General features: G+C 59.3%; 17 protein-coding genes. 7 read left to right on the forward strand and 10 right to left on the reverse strand.

The window, feature by feature from the left end; genetic code table 11:
• The first annotated feature begins 14 nt into the window (after positions 1-14).
• The 6 genes from pcaH (at position 15) to pcaC (ending at position 5375) form a co-directional block, all read left to right on the forward strand.
• Positions 15-719 (forward strand): protocatechuate 3,4-dioxygenase subunit beta, encoded by a 705-nt coding sequence (gene pcaH / locus FW800_RS00795; RefSeq protein WP_005785874.1) that lies wholly within the window; start codon positions 15-17, stop codon positions 717-719.
• 1 nt (position 720) lies between these two features.
• The gene (pcaG, locus tag FW800_RS00800; RefSeq protein WP_005785876.1) at positions 721-1287 is read left to right on the forward strand and encodes a protocatechuate 3,4-dioxygenase subunit alpha; all 567 of its coding nucleotides are present in this window, start codon (positions 721-723) and stop codon (positions 1285-1287) included.
• 212 nt (positions 1288-1499) lie between these two features.
• Positions 1500-2795, forward strand: a complete 1296-nt coding sequence (locus FW800_RS00805) for an MFS family transporter (RefSeq protein ID WP_032877321.1) — start codon at positions 1500-1502, stop codon at positions 2793-2795.
• Positions 2796-2805: 10 nt separating this feature from the next.
• Positions 2806-4170 carry a 3-carboxy-cis,cis-muconate cycloisomerase gene (locus tag FW800_RS00810; protein ID WP_446436770.1) on the forward strand — a complete coding sequence of 455 codons (1365 nt, stop codon included), beginning with the start codon at positions 2806-2808 and terminating at the stop codon, positions 4168-4170.
• Positions 4171-4180: 10 nt separating this feature from the next.
• Positions 4181-4972, forward strand: coding sequence for a 3-oxoadipate enol-lactonase (pcaD, locus tag FW800_RS00815; protein ID WP_446436771.1), 792 nt, complete (start codon positions 4181-4183; stop codon positions 4970-4972).
• A gap of 10 nt (positions 4973-4982) precedes the next feature.
• Entirely contained in the window at positions 4983-5375 is a 393-nt protein-coding gene (pcaC, locus tag FW800_RS00820; RefSeq protein ID WP_005785883.1) for a 4-carboxymuconolactone decarboxylase, read from the forward strand.
• A 66-nt stretch (positions 5376-5441) separates the two neighbouring features.
• Here pcaC and FW800_RS00825 read toward each other — a convergent pair whose 3' ends face one another.
• From FW800_RS00825 to FW800_RS00850, 6 genes are all read right to left on the reverse strand, one after another.
• The gene (locus FW800_RS00825) at positions 5442-6575 is read right to left on the reverse strand and encodes a hypothetical protein (RefSeq protein WP_446436772.1); all 1134 of its coding nucleotides are present in this window, start codon (positions 6573-6575) and stop codon (positions 5442-5444) included.
• 240 nt (positions 6576-6815) lie between these two features.
• Positions 6816-7715, reverse strand: coding sequence for a polysaccharide deacetylase family protein (locus FW800_RS00830; protein ID WP_032881064.1), 900 nt, complete (start codon positions 7713-7715; stop codon positions 6816-6818).
• A gap of 82 nt (positions 7716-7797) precedes the next feature.
• Positions 7798-9048 carry an OprD family porin gene (locus FW800_RS00835; protein WP_032877317.1) on the reverse strand — a complete coding sequence of 417 codons (1251 nt, stop codon included), beginning with the start codon at positions 9046-9048 and terminating at the stop codon, positions 7798-7800.
• A 183-nt stretch (positions 9049-9231) separates the two neighbouring features.
• A complete protein-coding gene (adeC, locus tag FW800_RS00840; RefSeq protein ID WP_032877316.1) occupies positions 9232-10689 on the reverse strand; it encodes an AdeC/AdeK/OprM family multidrug efflux complex outer membrane factor in 1458 nt (485 codons plus the stop codon).
• Positions 10686-13847 (reverse strand): efflux RND transporter permease subunit, encoded by a 3162-nt coding sequence (locus FW800_RS00845; RefSeq protein ID WP_446436773.1) that lies wholly within the window; start codon positions 13845-13847, stop codon positions 10686-10688. The genes adeC and FW800_RS00845 overlap by 4 nt, the downstream gene beginning before the upstream one ends.
• A gap of 3 nt (positions 13848-13850) precedes the next feature.
• Entirely contained in the window at positions 13851-14999 is a 1149-nt protein-coding gene (locus FW800_RS00850) for an efflux RND transporter periplasmic adaptor subunit (RefSeq protein WP_446436774.1), read from the reverse strand.
• Positions 15000-15264: 265 nt separating this feature from the next.
• On the opposite strand from FW800_RS00850, the gene FW800_RS00855 reads away from it, so the two are divergent.
• A complete protein-coding gene (locus FW800_RS00855; RefSeq protein ID WP_005785903.1) occupies positions 15265-15897 on the forward strand; it encodes a TetR family transcriptional regulator in 633 nt (210 codons plus the stop codon).
• 1391 nt (positions 15898-17288) lie between these two features.
• On the opposite strand, the gene FW800_RS00860 is transcribed toward FW800_RS00855, so the two are convergent.
• The 4 genes from FW800_RS00860 to FW800_RS00875 all read right to left on the reverse strand — a co-directional run bounded on the left by FW800_RS00860 (position 17289) and on the right by FW800_RS00875 (position 21191).
• Entirely contained in the window at positions 17289-18326 is a 1038-nt protein-coding gene (locus FW800_RS00860) for a hypothetical protein (RefSeq protein WP_446436775.1), read from the reverse strand.
• 286 nt (positions 18327-18612) lie between these two features.
• Positions 18613-19668, reverse strand: a complete 1056-nt coding sequence (locus FW800_RS00865; protein ID WP_446436776.1) for an alkene reductase — start codon at positions 19666-19668, stop codon at positions 18613-18615.
• Between the two features lie 27 nt (positions 19669-19695).
• Complete coding sequence (locus FW800_RS00870) at positions 19696-20862, reverse strand: MFS transporter (protein WP_005785906.1); 1167 nt, start codon at positions 20860-20862, stop codon at positions 19696-19698.
• Positions 20863-20876: 14 nt separating this feature from the next.
• Complete coding sequence (locus FW800_RS00875) at positions 20877-21191, reverse strand: ArsR/SmtB family transcription factor (RefSeq protein ID WP_032877312.1); 315 nt, start codon at positions 21189-21191, stop codon at positions 20877-20879.
• Positions 21192-21251: the final 60 nt, after the last annotated feature.

A 21251-nucleotide genomic window follows, 5' to 3' on the forward strand; every position in this document is an offset into this window, starting at 1 on the left:
AAGAGGATGGCTCCATGAGTGACAAGCCTGGTTACCGGCGCCCGCAAGCGGGCACTCAACCTGATTACCTGCACCCGGCGTATCAGTCGACGAACCTGCGTTCGCCGTCCCAGCCGTTGGTGTTCCTGCCCCATTCCTTGTCGGAAATCACCGGCCCGACGATCGGCGCCGAGCGCATCAATGACAAGGACAACGACCTGACCGCCCAGCATGAAGGCGAGCCCCAAGGCGAGCGCATCATCATTCATGGCCGTGTGCTGGACGAGAATGGCTTGCCGGTGCCGGGCATTCTCGTGGAGATCTGGCAGGCCAACGCCGCCGGGCGCTACAACCACAAGCGTGACCTGCACGACGCGCCGCTGGACCCGAACTTCACCGGCACCGGGCGTACCGTTACCGACGCCGATGGCTGGTACCAGTTCCAGACCATCAAGCCCGGCGCCTACCCGTGGGGCAACCATCACAATGCATGGCGCCCGGCGCATATCCACTTTTCGCTGTTCGGCCCCAGTGTGCTGACGCGCTTGGTGACGCAGATGTATTTCCCTGGCGACCCATTGCTCGAATACGACCCGATCTACAACTGCGTGCCGGATACCCGCGCCAAGGAACGCCTGATCGCGCGTTTCGACCTGGAAAAAACCGTCCCTTCCTACGCCCTCGGTTACCGCTGGGACATCGTCCTGCGCGGCCGCGACGCCACGCCGATGGAGAAATGAGATGACACTCAACGCGACCACGTCCCACACCGTCGGGCCGTATTACCACATCGGCCTGACCTGGCTGAACCGTGAAGACATGACCGTAGCCGCCACACTCGGCGAGCGCGTGGCGATCAGCGGCCAGGTAGTGGACGGCAACGGTGATGTCGTCAACGACGCCATGCTGGAAGTCTGGCAGGCCAATGCTGCCGGTAAATATGACCACCCTGAGGACGAGCAAGACAAGGCGGTCGATCCGCACTTTGAAGGTTTTGGCCGGGTGCCGGTGGATGCCGAGGGGCGCTTCCGCTTTACCACCATCAAGCCAGGCAGTGTGCCGGGATTGAAAGGCACGACTCAGGCGCCGCATCTGGTGGTACTGGTGTTTGCCCGTGGGTTGGTAAAGCACTTGCTCACGCGGATTTATTTTGACGGTGAGGCACTCAACGGCGATGACCCGCTGTTGGCGTGTGTACCGGCTGAGCGTCGTAGCACCTTGATTGCCAAGGCGGATGCGCAGGGTGTGTATCAGTGGAATGTGATTTTGCAGGGGACAGACAAGGAAACGGTGTTCTTCGATTACTGAGTTGGCTGTAGGGCCTCATCGGGGGCAAGTCGAATCGTCGCACCGCCCCTCCCACACTGACCGAGTAGAGTTCAGACAACTCGGTCAAATGTGGGAGGGGTCTTGCTCCCGATGAGGCCCTCCCAGTCACTACATACCCAAAAGTCTGCTTGCGGAACATGGTTGTTGCAAAGTATGTCTAGGCTATAACCGTTCCCACTGAGTAAAAAACCATGACAACAACAACGAGTCACTACACCGGAGAAGAACGCCGCAAACGGATTTTTGCGATTGTCGGGGCTTCCTCCGGCAACTTGGTCGAATGGTTCGACTTCTACGTCTACGCCTTCTGCGCAATCTATTTTGCCCCGGCGTTTTTCCCCTCGGACGACCCCACGGTGCAACTGCTCAACACCGCCGGTGTATTCGCCGCCGGGTTCCTGATGCGGCCGATCGGCGGCTGGCTGTTTGGCCGGGTGGCCGACAAGCACGGGCGCAAGAACTCGATGATGATCTCGGTGCTGATGATGTGCGCCGGTTCCCTGGTCATCGCCTTCCTTCCCACCTACAACGACATCGGTGCCTGGGCTCCGGCGCTGCTGCTGGTGGCGCGGCTGTTCCAGGGCTTGTCGGTGGGTGGCGAATACGGCACCACGGCGACCTACATGAGTGAAGTTGCGCTCAAGGGCCAGCGCGGTTTCTTCGCTTCGTTCCAGTACGTGACCCTGATCGGCGGCCAGTTGCTGGCGGTGCTGGTGGTGGTGATCCTGCAACAGATCCTCACCGAAGAAGAACTGCGTGCCTGGGGCTGGCGCATTCCGTTTGTAATCGGCGCCATCGCCGCGGTGATCTCCCTGCTGCTGCGTCGCACCCTGAAAGAAACAACCAGCAAGGAAATGCGTCAGGACAAGGACGCCGGCAGCATCGTCGCGCTGTTCCGTGACCACGGCAAAGCCTTCATCACTGTGCTGGGCTACACCGCCGGCGGCTCGCTGATTTTCTACACGTTCACCACTTACATGCAGAAGTACCTGGTTAACACTGTCGGTATGCACGCCAAGACGTCCAGCTACATCATGACCGGCGCGCTGTTTCTGTACATGTGCATGCAGCCGCTGTTCGGCATGTTGGCCGACAAGATCGGGCGACGTAATTCCATGCTCTGGTTCGCCGGCCTTGGCACCTTGTTCACTGTGCCGATCCTGTTGACCTTGAAAACCGTGACCAGCCCGTTCCTGGCGTTTGTACTGATCACTCTGGCCTTGGCGATTGTCAGCTTCTACACCTCCATCAGCGGCCTGGTCAAAGCCGAGATGTTCCCGCCCCAGGTGCGTGCCTTGGGTGTGGGCCTGGCATATGCCGTGGCTAACGCGGTGTTTGGCGGTTCGGCGGAAGTGGTCGCACTGAGCCTGAAATCCATCGGCATGGAAAACACCTTCTATTGGTACGTCACTGCGATGATGGCGGTGGCCTTCCTGTTCAGCTTGCGCCTGCCTAAACAGGCGGCGTACCTGCATCACGATTTGTAAGGGATGAGTTATGACGCTGCGCACGAGCAATCAACTGTTCGACGCTTACTTCACCGCCGCCAGCATGGCCGAAGTGTTCTGTGACCAGGGACGCTTGCAGGGCATGCTGGATTTCGAGGCGGCGCTGGCCCGGGCCCAGGCTCGGGTCGGGTTGATTCCCCAGGCTGCCGTCGCGCCGATTGCCCAGGCGTGCCTGGCTTCGCTGTATGACGTCGATGCGCTTGGCGCGGCCATTGCCACGGCGGGTAATTCCGCGATTCCAGTGGTGAAGGCGCTGGGTAAGTTGATCGCCAGCGAAGATGCCGACGCCGAGCGTTATGTGCACCTGGGCGCGACCAGTCAAGATGTGATGGACACCGGCCTGGTGCTGCAAGTGCGTCAGGCGCTGGTGCTGATCGAGGCGGATTTGGCGCGCCTGGGGGACGTGCTGGCTGCCCAGGCGCAGCGCCACGCCGCCGTGCCGTTGGCTGGCCGCACCTGGCTGCAGCACGCGACACCGGTCACCCTGGGCATGAAAATCGCCGGTTGGCTGGGCGCCGTGACACGCAGTCGTCAGCGCCTTGCCGAATTGAAACCGCGCCTGTTGGTGCTGCAATTTGGCGGTGCGTCCGGCACCTTGGCTGCGCTCGGCGAACACGCCATGCCTGTTGCCGAAGCCTTGGCCGCCGAGTTGCAACTGGGCTTGCCGGAGCAGCCCTGGCACACCCAGCGCGATCGCCTGGTGGAATTTGCCAGCGTGCTCGGTCTGATCGCCGGCAGCCTCGGCAAACTGGGGCGCGACATCAGCCTGTTGATGCAAACCGAGGCGGCAGAGGTGTTTGAGCCCGCCGCGCCGGGCAAGGGCGGTTCATCGACCATGCCGCACAAACGCAACCCCGTAGGCGCCGCCGTATTGATCAGCGCTGCCACCCGCGTGCCGGGCCTGGTGGCGACCATGTTCAGCGCCATGCCCCAGGAGCACGAACGCAGCCTGGGCCTGTGGCACGCCGAATGGGAAACCTTGCCAGAGATTTGCCGCCTGGTGTCCGGCGCCTTGCAACAGGCGCTGCTGGTGAGTGAAGGGCTGGAGGTCGATACCGCGCGCATGGCGCAGAATCTCGACCTGACCCAGGGCCTGGTGTTGGCTGAAGCAGTCAGCATCGTGCTTGCCCAACGCCTGGGCCGCGATACCGCACACCACCTGCTGGAGCAATGCTGCAAACGCGCCGTGGCCGAGCGGCGTCACTTGCGCGCCGTGCTGGCGGATGAGTCCCAGGTGACTGCCGAGTTGTCAGCGGCTGAACTGGACCGCCTGCTCGACCCGGCTCATTACCTGGGCCAAGCCCAGACCTGGGTCACGCGTGCCGTGACTGAACACTTTGCTTTGACTGCCTGAGGAGACCGCTGTGGCTTTTGTACAACTCGCCGAGGGCGAATTGCATTACCAATTGGACGGGCCGGTGGATGCACCGGTGCTGGTACTGTCCAACTCCCTGGGCACCGACCTGCATATGTGGGACGTGCAGATTTCGACGTTCACCGAGCATTTTCGCGTGTTGCGTTTCGATACCCGTGGTCACGGCAAATCCCTGGTCACCCAGGGGCCGTACAGCATCGAACAACTGGGGCGAGACGTGCTTGCGTTGCTGGATGCGCTGGATATCCAGCGTGCGCATTTTTGCGGCCTGTCCATGGGCGGCTTGATCGGCCAATGGCTGGGCATCCACGCCGGCGAGCGTTTGCGGCGTCTGGTGGTGTGCAATACCGCCGCCAAGATCGGCACGCCCGAGGTCTGGAACCCCCGCATCGAAATGGTCCTGCGTGACGGCGCCGCTGCGATGGTGGCGCTACGCGATGCTTCGATTGCGCGCTGGTTTACCGCGGATTTCGCTGCGGCCAACCCGCACCAGGCCAAGCAGATCACCGACATGCTCGCGGCCACATCGCCCGAGGGCTACGCCGCCAATTGCGGCGCTGTGCGCGACGCGGATTTTCGTGAGCAACTGTCGTTGATCAAGGTGCCGACCCTGGTGATTGCCGGCACTGAAGATGCGGTGACACCGCCGGCTGGCAGCCACTTTATCCAGCACCATGTGCAGCGCGCCGAATACGCCGAGTTCTATGCGGCGCACCTGTCCAACGTGCAAGCCGGCGCTGCCTTCAGCGACCGCGTGATCAACTTTCTGCTGGCTCGCTGAGGAGCGTTTTGTGGACGAGAAACAACGTTATGCCGATGGCCTGCAGGTGCGCCGCGAAGTGCTGGGCGATGCCCATGTCGACCGCAGCCTCAATGCGCTGACCGAGTTCAACAGCGAGTTCCAGGAAATGATCACGCGCCATGCCTGGGGCGATATCTGGACGCGCCCCGGGCTGCCTCGGCATACCCGCAGCCTGATCACCATCGCCATGTTGATCGGCATGAACCGCAGTGAAGAGCTCAAGCTGCACCTGCGTGCGGCCGCCAGCAATGGTGTGACCCGCGCCGAGATCAAGGAAGTGCTGATGCAGAGTGCGATCTATTGCGGAATACCGGCGGCGAATGCGACGTTTCACTTGGCCGAGTCGGTGTGGGATGAGCTCGGGGTTGAATCGCGCGCGTAATTGGCGAGAAGACCCGCCCGTGATCATCGGGCGGGCAGTATTCATGAGATTACGCCAGCGTGGGGTTCAGGCACTGGTCCCGACAGGTTTGTAGTTTTGCGTGGTATAGCGCTGCCTCAAATTGGGCTCTTCTTCACCCGAAACGAACCCGCCGCCACTGTATAAAGTGCCTGCTTTACCCTCGCCCATGTTGATAAAGGCATAGTTCTTTACATTAGAGTCGATGGTGACTTTATCGTCTCCGTCTCCGGCTTGAATGAACAGCCTGGAACCACCTGCTGGATCGTTTTTAATAGGCAGGAGGAATTGTTGCCCATTCACTTCAGCTAACAATGAATTGTCTTCTGCTGCGCTGATACGAATAGTGTCATTGCCGTTGCCTGCGGTTATTTGCATGACGCCGTCGCCGAACTGCCTTGGGTTGGCGTTTGGCGAGAACTTGAAGGTGGTCTCGTCATGTTTGAACTCGGCGCCTTTTTGCAGGTGAGGTGCAATGGCGATGATTCCGGGTTGCGAGAATGTTTTCACGCCCGCTGACTCGGGGGCGGAGGTATACCCATTGGTCCCGGAAACCGTGTGGTTGTCGTTAAGACTCACAGTGGTTTGGAACCAGATGTCGTCTGCAATCGTGACGTGGTCATCGCCACCCCTGGTTTTTATTTCCACGGTCTCGGTCATGCCGCCAGCATTCTGAACCGGTAACAGGTATCGCCTGCCGTTTATTTCTGCGACGACCCCAATGTCCGGAAGACTCTTGAGGTGAACGTTGTCTGCACTATTACCGGTTTCGATGGTGACTTTGTTGCGCAGCATGGGAACGCCGTGAAAACTGCCTTCATGAGCCGTTGCCGAGGTGATCTTGACGTTGCCGTTATCGTACGTGTGAGTGGTCGGGGTACTGGTGAGGGCGCGTGGTACTTCGGTGATGGGGCTTGATTCGATGGGCTGTTGTGCTGGAGCCGTAGCTGCGGAATTGACGGGTTTATCCATCGAGGAGTTAACACGCTGGCCGGCCAGCGAGGTAGCAACCTGATCCTTCGCGAAGCGCGCAGGTTTGGCGGTGTTCGCCGGTAGAAAGTTATTTTCTTTGCGGTGCAGCGGGTGGAGGGAGTCTGAGTGTTTTTTATCGCGGTGAATGGATTTTTCGTTAGGGTTGTAAAGGCTGTGCGAATAGTTGTTCTGTAAGGGAGTTGTCAACATGACTAAGTCCTTTTAAAGGTTGGCAAGTGTGAGAAGGTTGGGCAGTGCGCGGTAAGTCTTGCGAACTACTGATCCGATAGTGGGCGGGAAGGAGTACTGAGTTCCAACGCCACTTGTTTCACTTTCCTACGTATTCAAAGGGCTTATGGTCAGTGGGTGGTTAATAAGGTGGGCGTGGTGGGGCAGGATGGGACTACCTGTCTGACTTAAATATCTTACTGTTGTAATTGTTTGTAGCTTTCAGTGTGAGTCCGCATCCCATATCCAGTTCCATACACCCGGCAAATGGACCTCTTCATTCACATCCTTCACGGTACGTGCCAGTGCTGCGCGTTCCAGCATGGCGGTGTCGGTGTAGAACGGCTCGGAAGCAGTCTTCACTCCGTTGATTCGCGCGCTGTCCATCAGGATCTGCATGTATTCCTGCATATGCCGGGCGGTGTAGCGGTTGATGTCATGGAAGGTCACTACCACCGGTATCACGCCTTCCACCATCGGCAGTTCACCCAGCGCGATGCGCTCACGCACGACCGACAGCTGCCGATACAAATTGGCCCGCCGGCGCGGGCTGGCGTTGAAGCCCCAGATCTTGCCGTCATTGGCACTGAGGTCCGTCAGCAGTACGTGCATGCCATGCCGCTGGTAGGCGGCGAAGGTACGGCGGTCGTAGTTCCAGAACGGAGGGCGTACCAGCACGGGCGGCGTGCCGGTGATGGCGGCAATGTCTGTCGCACCTTCGGTGAGGGTGTATTCCAGCTCTGCATCGTTCAGCCAGCGGTGATTGGTATGAAACGCCGTCGCCGTGTGGAAGGCCAGTACATGGCCAGCGGCGAATTCACGTTCCATGGTCTTGCGCCCTCGAGAGCTACCGCCGGAGCGGGCCGCTTCGGTCTGCAAGAAGAACACCGCCTTGATCCCCGGCAATACCGGGTTATTCGCCAGATCCGCCACGACCGAACGGCTCGGGTTGTTGTAGCCCGAGGCGCTGGGGCCGTCATCGAAGGTCAGCAGAAAGCGGATCGGCGCCTGGGCTTGCAAGCGTTGCTGGGTTGCCGGCGTCAGGGCAATGGGCGCGCCGATGCAGCCACTCAGGCTCAGGGCCAAGGCAAACACTACGCTCGCTGCGGCAAAGGGTTTCATCAGGTACGCAGGCTCGATAAAGGCCGCTGCTGGGGGGATCAGCAGCGGCAGGCGCGCACCATACAGCAAGTCCGGCGCCGGTTTACAGCAGACTGATGGGGTAGCTGACGATCAACCGGTTTTCGTCGAATTCGTTGTTGCTGTAGTCGCGGCGCATGCTCGAATTACGCCAGCGCACCGTGAGGTTTTTCAGGCCGCCGCTCTGCACGGTGTAGCCCACTTCACTTTCGCGGCCCCACTCCTTGCCGTCGGTGATAGTGCCGGTGTGCACGTTGCTGCCGCTGATATAGCGGTTCATCAGGGTCAGGCCAGGAATGCCCAGGGCGGCAAAGTTGTAGTCGTGGCGCACTTGCCAGGATTTTTCCTCGGCGTTGTCGTAGCTGGAGTTATAGCTGTCGTTGGCCAGGGTGCCGCCACTGGTGCCGTTGACGCGCATCCAGGCGCTGTTGCCGGTGAGTTTTTGCAGGCCAACGTAGAAGGTATTGCCGCCGTACCTGGCAGAAAGCAAGCCGGACCAGGTTTTGTTGTCCAGGTTACCTGCGCGGGCGCTGCCATCGTCCTTGCCGTAGAAGAACCCGAGGTTGGCGCCGAGGGTCCAGGCGCCGACAGGTTGGCTGTGGATCAGGTTGAGATACTGCTGGCTGTAGATGTCCTTGAGCTGGGCATTCCATACGCCGACCTGGGTGCGCTTGTCGTTGAATGCGTACTCGGCACCTTGGAAATTGAAACGGTCGGAAGTGAAGGCGGTTTTGCCGAACATCGACATGTCGCTCATGCTGCCGTCGTCACGCGGGCTGTTGGCGCGGAACTGGCCGCCATACAGGGTCAGGCCGTCGATTTCCTTCGAGGTGATCTGCCCGCCGCGCAGGGTCTGCGGCAGGGAGCGGCCGTCGTCGGAACGCAAGATCGGCAGCACCGGCATCCATTCGCCTACCTTCAGCTCTGTCTTGGAAAACCGCGCCTTGAACGCCACGCCCAGGCGCCCGAACTCATCCGCCGGACGGCCATCATGGTCCAGCGGCAGCAACTGGGTGCCGCCCGTGCCGCGCCCGCCATCAAGCTTGAGCGAGTACAGGCCCAGCACATCCACACCAAAACCCACGGTGCCTTGGGTAAAGCCGGACTTGGCGTCGAGGATGAAACTCTGCGTCCACTCCTGCGCGCCACCCTGGGCCTTGGTCGGGTTGGTGTAATTGCGGTTGAAGAAGAAGTTACGCAGGTTGAGGTTGGCGCTGGCATCTTCAAGAAAACCGTGTTCTTCGGCGATTGCAGGAACGGCAAGGCTGCCGACAGCGGCAGCCAGCAACAGCTGGCGCGGGTGAAAAGTGCTCATGGTGTTGGACCTGTTGTTATTGGGTTTATGCAGGTGGCGGCCATGGTGCGCGGCGGTATGGGGGCGATGAAAGTGGGGGAGGGCGGGTTGTGGGCGGTGATCGAACGCAAGTTGGCGAGGTAAAAAACCAGGCATAAAAAAACCGCTTCCGGTAAGGGAAGCGGTTTTCTTACACACGCGCTATCAGAACAACTTCAACGGCGGTGCTTGTTCTTTCAACGGCTCGTTCTTGGCGGTCTGCTCATTCCAGCCACCGCCGAGGGCCTTGTACAGGTTGACCTCGCTGGTCAGCTGCGCCAGGCGGTCGGTGATCAGCGATTGCTGGGCACTGAACAGTTGGCGCTGGGCGTCGAGGAAAGTCAGGTTGCTGTCGACACCAATGCGGTAGCGACGCTCGGCCAGGCGGTAGTAATCCTGGTTAGCCTCGACGAAGCCGCGTTGGGCATCCAGTTGCTGCTTGTAGGTCTGACGCGCAGCGAGGCCGTCGGAGACTTCCTGGAAGCCGGTCTGGATGGCTTTCTCGTAGTTGGCCACGTTGATCTCTTTCTGGATCTTCGAGTAGTCCAGGCTTGCGCGCAGGCTACCGGCGTTGAAGATCGGGATGTTGATCTGCGGGGCAAACGCCCAGGTACCCGAACCGCCTTTGAACAGGCCGCCCAGGGTTGGGCTGGCGGTACCGGCACTGGCCGTCAGGCTGATGCTCGGGAAGAACGCCGCACGGGCCGCGCCGATATTGGCATTGGCAGCCTTGAGGTTGTACTCGGCCTGCACAATGTCGGGACGACGTTGCAGCAGGTCTGACGGCAAGCCGGCAGGCACTTCGCTGAGCAGGTCATCGGACAGCGGCTTGCTGGCGATATTCGCCGGCAGGCCGGTGCCCAGCAACAGGGTCAGGCTGTTTTCGTCCTGAGCCACCTGGCGCGTATAACGTGCCAGTTGCACCCGGGCGTTTTCCACCGAGGTGCGTGCCTGGCTGAGGTCCAGCGCCGACGCCACGCCGACTTCGTTGCTGCGCGAGGTGAGCTTGAAGCTCTGCTCGAACGCACCCAGGGTGTCCTGGGTCAGCTTGAGCAGTTCCTTGTCGGCCTGCCAGGTCAGGTAGGCATTGGCCACGCTGGCCACCAGGCTGATCTGGGTACTGCGCCGCGCTTCTTCAGTGGCGAAGTACTTCTGCAGCGCTTCTTCACTCAGGCTGCGCACGCGACCGAACAGGTCCAGCTCATAAGAGCTGATCCCCAGGCCCGCCGAGTACTGGCTGGCGATAGACGATTCGCCGGTCTGTGACAGCTTGGCCGGGGTGCGCGAACGGCTGCCGTTACCGGTGGCCGATACCGCCGGGAACAGGTCGGCACGCTGGATCTGGTACTGCGCTGCATAGGCGTCGATGTTCAGGGCCGCGACACGCAGGTCACGGTTGTTCACCAACGCGGTCTGGATCAGCTGTTGCAGGGCAGGGTCATGGAAAAACTGCTTCCAGCCCTGCTCGGCAGCGGCCTGGTTCGGCGCCTGGGCCGACGAATACGCCGGCCCCTGCGGGAACTGTGCGGCCACCGGCGCATCGGGGCGCTGATAGTCAGGTATCAGCGAGCAGCCACTGAGCACGAATGCCGTGACGGCTAGGGAAAGTAGCGACTTGCTCATTGGCCAGCCTCTTTAGGAGTTTCAGTAGTGTCTTTCTTTTTGCGTTCGCCGGCCGAGGACACGGTTGCGTAGAACAGTGGCACCCAGAAAATGGCAAGCACAGTGGCGGTGATCATACCGCCGATCACGCCGGTACCGATCGCGTGCTGGCTGCCTGAGCCGGCACCGCTGGAAATCGCCAGCGGCAGTACGCCGAGCACGAACGCCATGGACGTCATGATGATCGGGCGCAGACGCATACGGGACGCTTCGATAGCCGCCTCAACGATGCCTTTGCCTTGCTCGTGCAGCTCTTTGGCGAATTCCACGATCAGGATGGCGTTTTTCGCCGCCAGGCCCACCGTCACCAGCAAGCCCACCTGGAAGAACACGTCGTTGGACAAGCCCCGCATACTGGTAGCGATCAGTGCACCGATCACACCCAGTGGCACAACCAGAATCACCGCGATCGGGATCGACCAGCTTTCGTACAGTGCCGCCAGGCACAGGAACACTACCAGCAGCGACAGCGCGTACAGCGCAGGCGCCTGGGAGCCGGACAGGCGTTCTTCGTACGACAGGCCTGTCCAGGCATAGCCGACACCGGCCGGCAGTTCTTTGGCAATGCGTTCGACTTCGGCCATCGCATCACCGGTACTGTAGCCTGGTGCCGGGGTACCGAGGATTTCCATCGCCGCTACACCGTTGTATCGCGAAAGCTTGGGCGAACCGTAGATCCACTGGCCCGACGAGATGGCCGACAGCGGTACCATCTTCCCGGAGTCGCTGCGCACGTACCATTTGTCCAGGTCTTCCGGCGACATGCGGCTGGCGGCGTCACCTTGCACATACACCTTCTTCACACGACCACGGTCGATGAAGTCGTTGATGTAGCTGCCACCCAAGGCAATGGCCAGGGTCTGCTGGATATCGGCAAGGCTGATGCCCTGGGCACTGGCCTTCTCGTCGTCAACGGTCAGCTCGTACTGCGGCTCATCGTTCACGCCGTTGGGGCGTACTCCCGCCAACACCTTGCTTTGTGCCGCCGCGCCCAGGAACTGGTTACGTGCAGCCATCAGCTTGTCGTGGCCCACGCCACCCTGGTCTTGCAGGAATACGTCGAAACCGGTGGCGTTACCCAGCTCCAGCACTGAAGGCGGCACGATGGCGAAAACCATGGCGTCCTTGAAGGCCCCGAAGAAGTAACCCTGGGCACGCTTGGCCACTTCGAACACCGATTGGGTCGAATCACGCTCATCCCACGGCTTGAGCATCACGAACGCAAGGCCCGAGCTCTGGCCACGACCGGCGAAGTTGAAGCCGTTCACGGTAAACACCGACTTCACCGCCTTGCCTTCGCCTGGCTCGCCTTCCTTGTCGTTCAGCAGGAAGGCACGCATATCGTCGACGACTTTTTGCGTACGCTCAGCCGAAGCACCGACTGGTGTCTGCACCTGGGCGAAGATCACACCCTGGTCTTCCTCTGGCAGGAACGCGCTTGGAATACGGGTGAACATCCAGATCATGCCGGCCAGGATCAGCACATACACCAGAAACGCCGGGATCTTGTGCTTGATCATGTTGCCCACGCCGCGCTCGTACTTGAGTACGCCGCTGTCGAAGGTGCGGTTGAACCAGCCAAAGAAGCCGCGCTTGGGCTGGCCGTGCTTTTCCGGATCGATCGGCTTGAGCATGGTGGCGCACAAGGCCGGGGTGAAGATCAGGGCAACCAGTACCGACAACGCCATCGCCGAAACAATGGTGATGGAGAACTGGCGGTAGATCACACCGGTGGAGCCACCGAAGAACGCCATCGGCAGCAATACCGCCGACAGTACCAGGGCAATACCCACCAGGGCGCCCTGGATCTGGCCCATGGACTTGATCGTCGCTTCCTTGGGCGACAGGTGCTCCTCGGCCATGACCCGTTCGACGTTTTCCACCACGACGATGGCATCGTCCACCAGCAAGCCGATGGCCAGGATCATGCCGAACATGGTCAGGGTATTGATGGTGAAGCCGCACGCCGCCAGGATCCCGAAGGTACCCAGCAATACCACCGGTACGGTCATGGTGGTGATGATGGTGGCGCGGAAGTTCTGCAGGAACAGGAACATCACCAGGAACACCAGCACGATCGCTTCGACCAGGGTGTGAACCACGCCGGAAATCGACTCGGTCACTACCGGGGTGGTGTCATACGGCACTACCGCCTTCATGCCAGGCGGGAAGAACGGTTCCAGAGACTTCACTGTTTCGCGGATGGCCTTGCCGGTGTCCAGTGCGTTGGCACCGGCCGCCAGCTTGATCGCCATACCCGAAGCCGGCTTGCCGTTGAACTGTGCACTGATGCTGTAGTTCTGGCCGCCCAGTTCGATACGCGCGACGTCACCCAGGCGAACCTGCGAGCCGTCGGTGTTCACCTTCATCAGAATCTTGGCGAATTCCTCGGTGCTTTGCAGGCGCGTCTTGCCGATGATCGTAGCGTTCAGTTGGGTGCCGGGCAGGGCAGGCAGGCCGCCCAGTTGGCCGGTGGCCACCTGCACGTTCTGGGCCTTGATGGCATTGCTGACGTCCACTGGCGTGAGCTGGTAATTGTTCAGTTTGGCCGGGTCGAGCCAGATACGCATGGCGTACTGCGAACCGAACACCTGGAAGTCACCCACCCCCGCGGTACGGGAGATCGGGTCCTGAATGTTGGACACGATGTAGTTGGAGAGGTCGTCCTTGGTCATGCTGCCGTCTTCGGACACCAGACCGATCACCATCAGGAAGTTCTTCACCGACTTGGTCACGCGGATACCCTGTTGCTGCACTTCTTGCGGCAGCAGCGGGGTGGCCAGGTTCAGCTTGTTCTGTACCTGAACCTGGGCGATATCCGGGTTGGTGCCCTGGTTGAACGTCACGGTGATGGTCATGCTGCCGTCGGAGTTACTGTCCGAGGAGACATAACGCAGGTTGTCGATACCGTTGAGCTGTTGCTCGATGACCTGCACCACGGTGTCCTGCACGGTTTGTGCGGAAGCGCCTGGGTAGGTCACCTGGATATCAATGGCCGTTGGCGCAATGGCCGGGTATTGGTTGATGGGCAACTTCAGGATCGAGAGTGCCCCGACCAGCATGATCACCAGGGCAATTACCCAGGCGAAAATGGGACGGTCGATAAAAAATTTCGACATGGATTACTCCCCTTGACCAGCAGCGGCAGCAGGCGCTGCAGCAGTACCGGCGGGTTTAGCGTTGGAGGCTTCCGTGACCTTCACCTCGGCGCCCGGCTTGACGTACTGCAAGCCTTCGGTGATGACGCGGTCACCGGCATTGAGGCCTTTTTCCACCAGCCAGTAGGCACCCGCGGTACGGTTGGCAACCAGTTCGCGTTGCTCGACCTTGTTGTCCTTGTTCACGATCAGCGCCGTCGGAATGCCGCGCAGGTCACGGGTCACGCCTTGTTGCGGAGCCAGGATGGCCTTGCTGTTCACACCGGCCAGCAACTGGGCGTGTACGAACATGCCCGGCAGCAGTACGTGGTCAGGGTTGGGGAACACGGCACGCAGGGTCACGGAACCGGTGGTCTGGTCGACCGACACTTCGGAGAATTCCAGCTTGCCGTCCTGGGCGTAAGGCGTGCCGTCTTCCAGGGTCAGCTTGACCTTGGCTGCGTTTTCGCCGGCCTTCTCCAGCTGGCCGCTTTCCAGGTCGCGGCGCAGTTTCAGCATTTCAGCCGAGGACTGCGTAACGTCGACGTAGATCGGGTCCAGTTGCTGAATCACGGCCATGGCATCGGCCTGGCCATTGCTGACCAGTGCGCCTTCGGTCACCGAAGAACGACCAATACGCCCGGAGATCGGTGCAAACACTTTGGTGTAGCGCACGTTGATCTGGGCGGTTTGAACGTTTGCTTCGGCGGTCATGCGGTTGGCGACGGCGGTGTCGTATTCCTGACGGCTGACGGCCTGTTCATCGACCAACTGCTTGTAGCGGTCGCTGATGGACTTGGTCTGGGACAGGCTGGCTTGTGCGCTTTTCAGGGTGGCGTCATACACCGACGGGTCGATCTGGTAGAGCTGTTGCCCTTCCTTCACGTCGGCGCCTTCCTTGAACAGGCGCTTGAGAATGATGCCGTTGACCTGAGGCCGGACTTCCGCGATGCGAAAGGCCGTGGTGCGGCCTGGCAGCTCGGTGGTCAGGGTATAGGCTTGCGGTTGAATGGTGACCACGCCGACCTGAGGGGTTTGAGCGGGCGGTGCCGCTTCTTCCTTTTTACATCCGCTGAGCAGCGATGCCAGGGCGACGGCAGTGACCAGAGCGGTAACAGCTGGCTTAAGTTGCATGAAGATCCTCGGGTCAGGCGCGCAGAGTGCGCACAAGAAGTGTGGAAGGGTAAAAAACAAGCTGTGAGTGGATAAGTAGCTTGCTACGCAATATACTTACGTTCATGGTTGTTTGTAAACTCTTGACAGGCTTGGCGCATTGTTGACAAAGCACTGCCGCAAGCCTCGATTCTAGTACGTTCGGTGCCCATGACGGCGTCGTCCCATAATTATTCAGATGATGGTCAAGTACCATCCACAGTGTCCCGATTGAGGTTTTACTGCCATGGTTCGTCGCACCAAAGAGGAAGCTCAGGAAACGCGCAGCCAGATTCTCCAAGCCGCCGAGCAAGCCTTTTATGAGCGCGGCGTCGCGCGGACCACCCTGGCGGACATCGCCACGCTGGCAGGGGTGACGCGCGGGGCTATCTACTGGCACTTCAGCAACAAGTCCGACTTGCTTCAGGCACTGCTCGACACGTTGCACGAGCCCCTGGACGAACTGGCGCGGGCCAGTGAAAGCGAGGACGAAGCCGACCCGCTGGGCTGTATGCGCAAGCTGCTGATTCATCTCTACCATGAAGTGGCCCTGGACCCGAAAACCCGGCGCATCAACGAGATTCTGTTTCATAAGTGCGAGTTCACCGATGAAATGTGTGACATGCGCCGCCAACGCCAGACCCACACCCTTGAGTGCAACCTGCGCATCGGCTTGACGTTGCGTAACGCGGTCCATCGCGGGCAACTTCCAGCCACGCTGGATACCACCCGCGGCGCTGTGTGTATTCATGCCTTTATCCACGGCTTGATCGGCCAGTGGCTGCTGGTGCCTGACAGTTTTCAATTGCATCAGGACGCCGAGCGTTGGGCTGATATAGGGCTGGACATGCTGCGCCTGAGCCCCAGCCTGCGCAATTGAGACAAAATGCGTAATTGCGACCAGTTGTGTCAACAGTAAAGCCTAAGGACGGTCAATCGTCCTCCTGCCTGATTTGTGGGATGACTTTATATACGGGCTGGCGGGCCGTTGATAGGTAGCCGGCTAAGTATTTTGTAGCGATATTGTTGCCGTTCTGTGAAGCAATGTTTCCAAGGCGCCAGGCGCGGTAAAAAATATGGGAGGGGGCTCGCTCCCGTGACGACCGGATAGCCGACGCTTATCTACCCGACACCCCGCGATTCAACTGTGGGAGCGGGCTTGCTCGCGAAGGTGGCCTGACAGGCGACACAGTTATACCGAGTACATATCCATTTCTGCGGTAACGGCCACTTAGGGGGCCGCCCTGACGGCGGGTCACTTTGGAAAAGAGCCCCAAAGTAACCAAAGGGCTCTTGCCCCACCACTCGGCACCTCGCTTAGGCTCGGTGTGCCCGTAATCCGCCAGTGATTTGGGGGGCCGCCGCCACGCGCCATCCATGGCGCGGGGCGGCTAAACCGGCATCCCTGCCGGTTTACCCCCCAAATCCCTGTCGAATTCCGGCCAGCGTGGGTTGATGGGGCGCCTAAGATCAAGATCAAAAGCAGATCAAGAGCAAGAGCGGCTCGCTTCGCATCGTGGTGCCCTCGATCGCTACAGAGTTGTATAGAAACCTATGGCCATCGAGGGCAAGCCCCCTCTTCAGTAAGGTAAACCTTTATGTCATCTGCTGAATCAGGGGATTACCAATTGTCCAAACATTCAATTGAATCTAAGTCTCTAGCTTGCGCAAGCCAGCGGCGTGAGCGCCAAATCAAACTGAGACGAGGCAATCCTAGATTAACATCCATGAAGTTCCACTTTATCAACATGCATAGCTGCTGGTCGTAGCCGGATAGGTCCATCTTCACGAGGATTTGCTGGCCAGGGTATAAGATAATATTTTGAGGTTTATTTACGACCCGTGGTTCTATTCGTCTTTCTCCTGCTTGAAGCCAAATACTCGTTTTTCGAGGTGAAATCCTAATCACGGAACTAACAAGCACAGGCTTGGTTGTTGTGTTTTTCAGTCTTACCATAAAAAACTGACATTCAATACTTTGTCTTGAACTCGCAGAGGGCTCTACTACCATCAAAGGACGCACTGATAACCAGGTTCTTAGGGCTAGCCATGAACTCAGGCCAGCCCCCCATATTGCGGCAATAGCTTTCCAGTCTATATCCAATGTACTTCTCCTTAAGTCAGTTGTATCGTAGATCCATGGTCGTGATTGTGTGCTTTCAGAGTCTCTTGATTTTAAAAAGTAGTTTGCTGGTAGCTCTTTCAGCTTCAATATATTCAAAGCACGGATCAACAAGGGGGTGCTAGTGCCGATTTAGATGCGGCTTTGGCTTATGGCGCCATACGAAGGCCAGAGGCATTGTATTTTTCCCGGATAGATTTATCGATTGCATTTACGACTAGACTCGCCGCTACCTGGAGCGACTCACCGGAGACTTGATGGATCGCGTCTACGATCTCCGCCCTGAGATCTCTGCTTGCAAACAGTTGGACCGTTATAAGCAGATTGGACATTGCACAAAACTCGGAAATCAAACTGTGCTGAACTTTCACTTCGCGTTCCAAAACGCTCAGTCCTGTAAGTTCATTGATGACTGATTCAGCTATCACCAGATCATCGTTGGTCAACCGCTTCTTGTCTGGAATACTCTGGAGTTTGTGTAAGAAGGTATAAAGCAGCTGGGTGTATGCCAGTTTTTCTAAGTCTAACCATGGGCCAAGACCCTTTAGGGTTCCGCAGTCATGGGGATACCAAGAGTTTTCAGTCACCGTTTTACCGCGGTCATCCTTCCCCTTTTTAATAATCAAGTATTCACAGTTCACTTTCAGGGTATTGCGCTTCCAGCGATCAATTAGAGCCCTAACCAGTTTCAGCGGCAGTATCGTGAGCACCCGATCTGCCTCCGCTTGTAAAAACTTTACTTCCCGCAGTATGCGTTTCACGTTGCTCGCTAACTCATCCCTCGTGGCTAGCAAACTTTCAATTTTGGCGCGCCGCATAGCATCGCGCTCGTTGGCCGACAGCTGTCTGAAATCATTTTTAACCTTTTCATCGTCTAAGCCGAGATGGTTAAGAGCGCAGCAGTGACCAATAAGAACTTGCTTGTCATCGCATGTCTCGACTACGAAGCCGTGTTGGTGCGCCTGCCCACAGTTCTTGCTCTTCTTCAGAAACTGGCATTTAGCGTCAGCGCTAATCAGTTCGTAGGATCGCAGTGGGCGGCGGTATGACTGCTTTGTGAGCACATAATCTTGCTCAATGTTGAACAGATGGTTGACTTCTTCAAGGGTTTTTATTTCATTGATGGTAGAACCCGCTGAAAACATCGCAGTTACCCCGTAGTGGCAGAGTGCCGGACTGGATCTCATTTGGATCCTAATCGCTTGGTTCTGGATATGCAACCAGGCTGTTTGCGTATACAGCTAATTTTAGCGGTTTCTCTATGGTGGCTACTACGGAACCCTTGAAAAGGTACATCTAGCCAGCAGTCCCCAGCACCGAATGCCCCCCAGCTTGGGCCATCACGATTTTCGGTGATCTGCTTGCTAGGCACTTTTGCAGACATAGTGTGCTGCTTAAAGGGCCTCTCCAAGAGGCCCATTTATTTGAGCTATTGAAGGCAAGCCACCTCCCACACTGGTTTTGCGGATCAGATTAGATCGGCAGCGTCGGATAATCGATGTAACCCACCGGGCCTTTGCCATAGAAGGTTTCTGGGTGCGGTTCGTTCAACGGCGCATCAGCCTTCAAGCGCGCCGGCAGGTCCGGGTTGGCGATGAAAGGAATACCGAAGGCCACCGCATCCGCTTTGCCCGCCGCCAGCCAGGCGTTGGCGCTGTCTTTGGTGAAACGTTCGTTGGCGATGTAGACGCCGCCGAAGGCTTTTTTCAGTTGTGGGCCGAGGCTGTCCGCGCCTTCTTTTTCACGGGAGCAGATGAAGGCGATGCCACGCTTGCCCAGTTCGCTGGCGACGTAGGTGAAGGTTTCGGCCAGGTTGGCGTCGCCCATGTCGTGCGCATCGCCACGCGGTGCCAGGTGCACGCCCACGCGGCCGGCGCCCCACACTTCGATGGCGGCGTCGGTGACTTCCAGCAGCAGGCGCGCACGGTTTTCCAGGGAGCCGCCGTATTGGTCGGTGCGCTGGTTGGTGCTGCTTTGCAGGAACTGGTCGAGCAGGTAGCCGTTGGCGCCGTGGATTTCCACGCCGTCAAAGCCTGCGGCCTTGGCGTTTTCGGCGCCCACGCGGTAAGCGTCGACGATGTCGGCGATTTCAGCGGTTTCCAGGGCGCGCGGGGTAGGGTAGTCGGCCAGTGGGCGCACCAGGCTGACGTGGCCTTTGGCCTGGATCGCGCTGGGGGCCACCGGGGTTTCGCCGTCCAGGTACGACTCGTGGGAAATGCGGCCCACATGCCACAGTTGCAGGAAGATCTTGCCGCCCGCGCCATGCACGGCCTTGGTGATGTTGGCCCAGCCGCGCACCTGGTCGTTGGACCAGATGCCCGGCGTGTCCGGGTAGCCCACGCCCATGGGCGTCACGGAGGTGGCTTCGCTGAGGATCAGCCCGGCGGATGCGCGCTGCACGTAATACTCGGCCATCAGCGCGTTGGGCACGCGGCCGGCATCGGCACGGCAGCGGGTCAGTGGCGCCATGATGATGCGGTTCGACAGTTCCAGGTCGCCCAGTGTGATCGGATCGAAAATAGTCGTCATGGGAAAACACCTTTGTCTTTAAGTTGATCAGTTGGTCGCGGGGGCCAGGTCGGCATCGCCGCTCTGGCGGAAGGTAATCAGGGTCACCAGCAGCGCGAGAATCGCCAGTGCTGCAGCGGCCAGGGGCACGCTTGTCAGGCCGAAGCCGTGGGCAATCACGCTGCCACCGACCCAGGCGCCGAGGGCGTTACCGATGTTGAAGGCACCGATGTTCAGGGTGGACACCAGGTTGGGGGCGGCCTTGCCGAAGGTCACCACGTTGATCTGCAGCGCTGGTACGGCGGCAAACGAGGCGGTGGCCCACAGGAACAGGGTGATTTCGGTCGGTATCAGTGCAACGCTGGTCCAGCTCAATACCGTGGAAACCACCGCCATGCTGATGAACACGCCGATCAGGGTGGCCGCCAGGCGTTTGTCGGCCAGCTTGCCGCCGATGATGTTGCCCACCGTGAGGCCCAGGCCGATCAACAGCAGGGTCCAGGTCACGCCTTTGGGCGACACGCCGGTCACATCGCCCAGCAGCGGGGCTACGTAGGTAAAGAGGGTGAACATGGAGGCGGCGAACAGCGCCGTCATGCTCAGCGACAACCAGATACCCGCGCCTTTGAGGGCAGCGAGTTCGGCGCGCATGTCGAGTTTTTCTTCGTCACGCTTGGCGGGCAGGAAGCGGATCAGGCCGATCAAGGCGATCACGCCAATCACGGTCACTGCCCAAAAGGTCGAGCGCCAGCCAGCTTCCTGACCCAGTGCAGTGCCCAACGGCACGCCGAGCACGTTGGCCAGGGTCAAACCGGTGAACATCAAGGCCACCGCAGAAGCGCGTTTATTGGCCGGCACCAGGTTGGCCGCCACCACGGAACCGATCCCGAAGAAGGCACCGTGGCACAGCGCCGTGACGACGCGGGCAAACATCAGCACGTTGTAGTCACTGGCCAAGGCGCAGAGGAGGTTGCCGACAATAAAGATGCCCATCAACGCTACCAGAGCGGCCTTGCGTGGCAGCCTGGCGGTGGCCAGTGCCATGAAGGGCGCGCCGATGGCCACGCCCAGGGCGTAGCCGGTGACCAGCCAGCCGGCGCCGGGAATCGACACACCCAGGTCCGCCGCGACATCGGGCAGCAGCCCCATGATGACGAACTCGGTGGTGCCGATGGCGAAGGCGCTCAGGGCCAGTATGAGGAGCGAGAGGGGCATTTGCGTTTCCTTGGTTATTGCGGTGCGCTGAGTTCGGTTATGAGCGCCGTGAGAAAGGCTTGGATCGTCTCCTCATTGCGTTTGAAAAAGTGCCATTGCCCGGCCTTCTGGCTGCTGATCAATCCCGCCCGTTGCAAGGTTGCCAGGTGCGCCGACACGGTCGACTGGGACAGGCCGCAGCGCTGGTCGATCTGCCCGGCGCAGATGCCGTATTCGTGGTTGTGCAGTTGCTCGGGGAATTGCACTTTCGGGTCTTTGAGCCAGGTGAGGATGTCTCGTCGTACTGGGTGCGCCAGGGCTTTTATTATTTCGTCGAGGTCGATGGACATGGCAGGGTACTCGGTGTCGTAAAGCGTTATATCGCGATGAGGCGAACTTTAAATCGTCGT

The sequence above is a fragment of the Pseudomonas sp. 910_23 genome, from assembly GCF_052850795.1.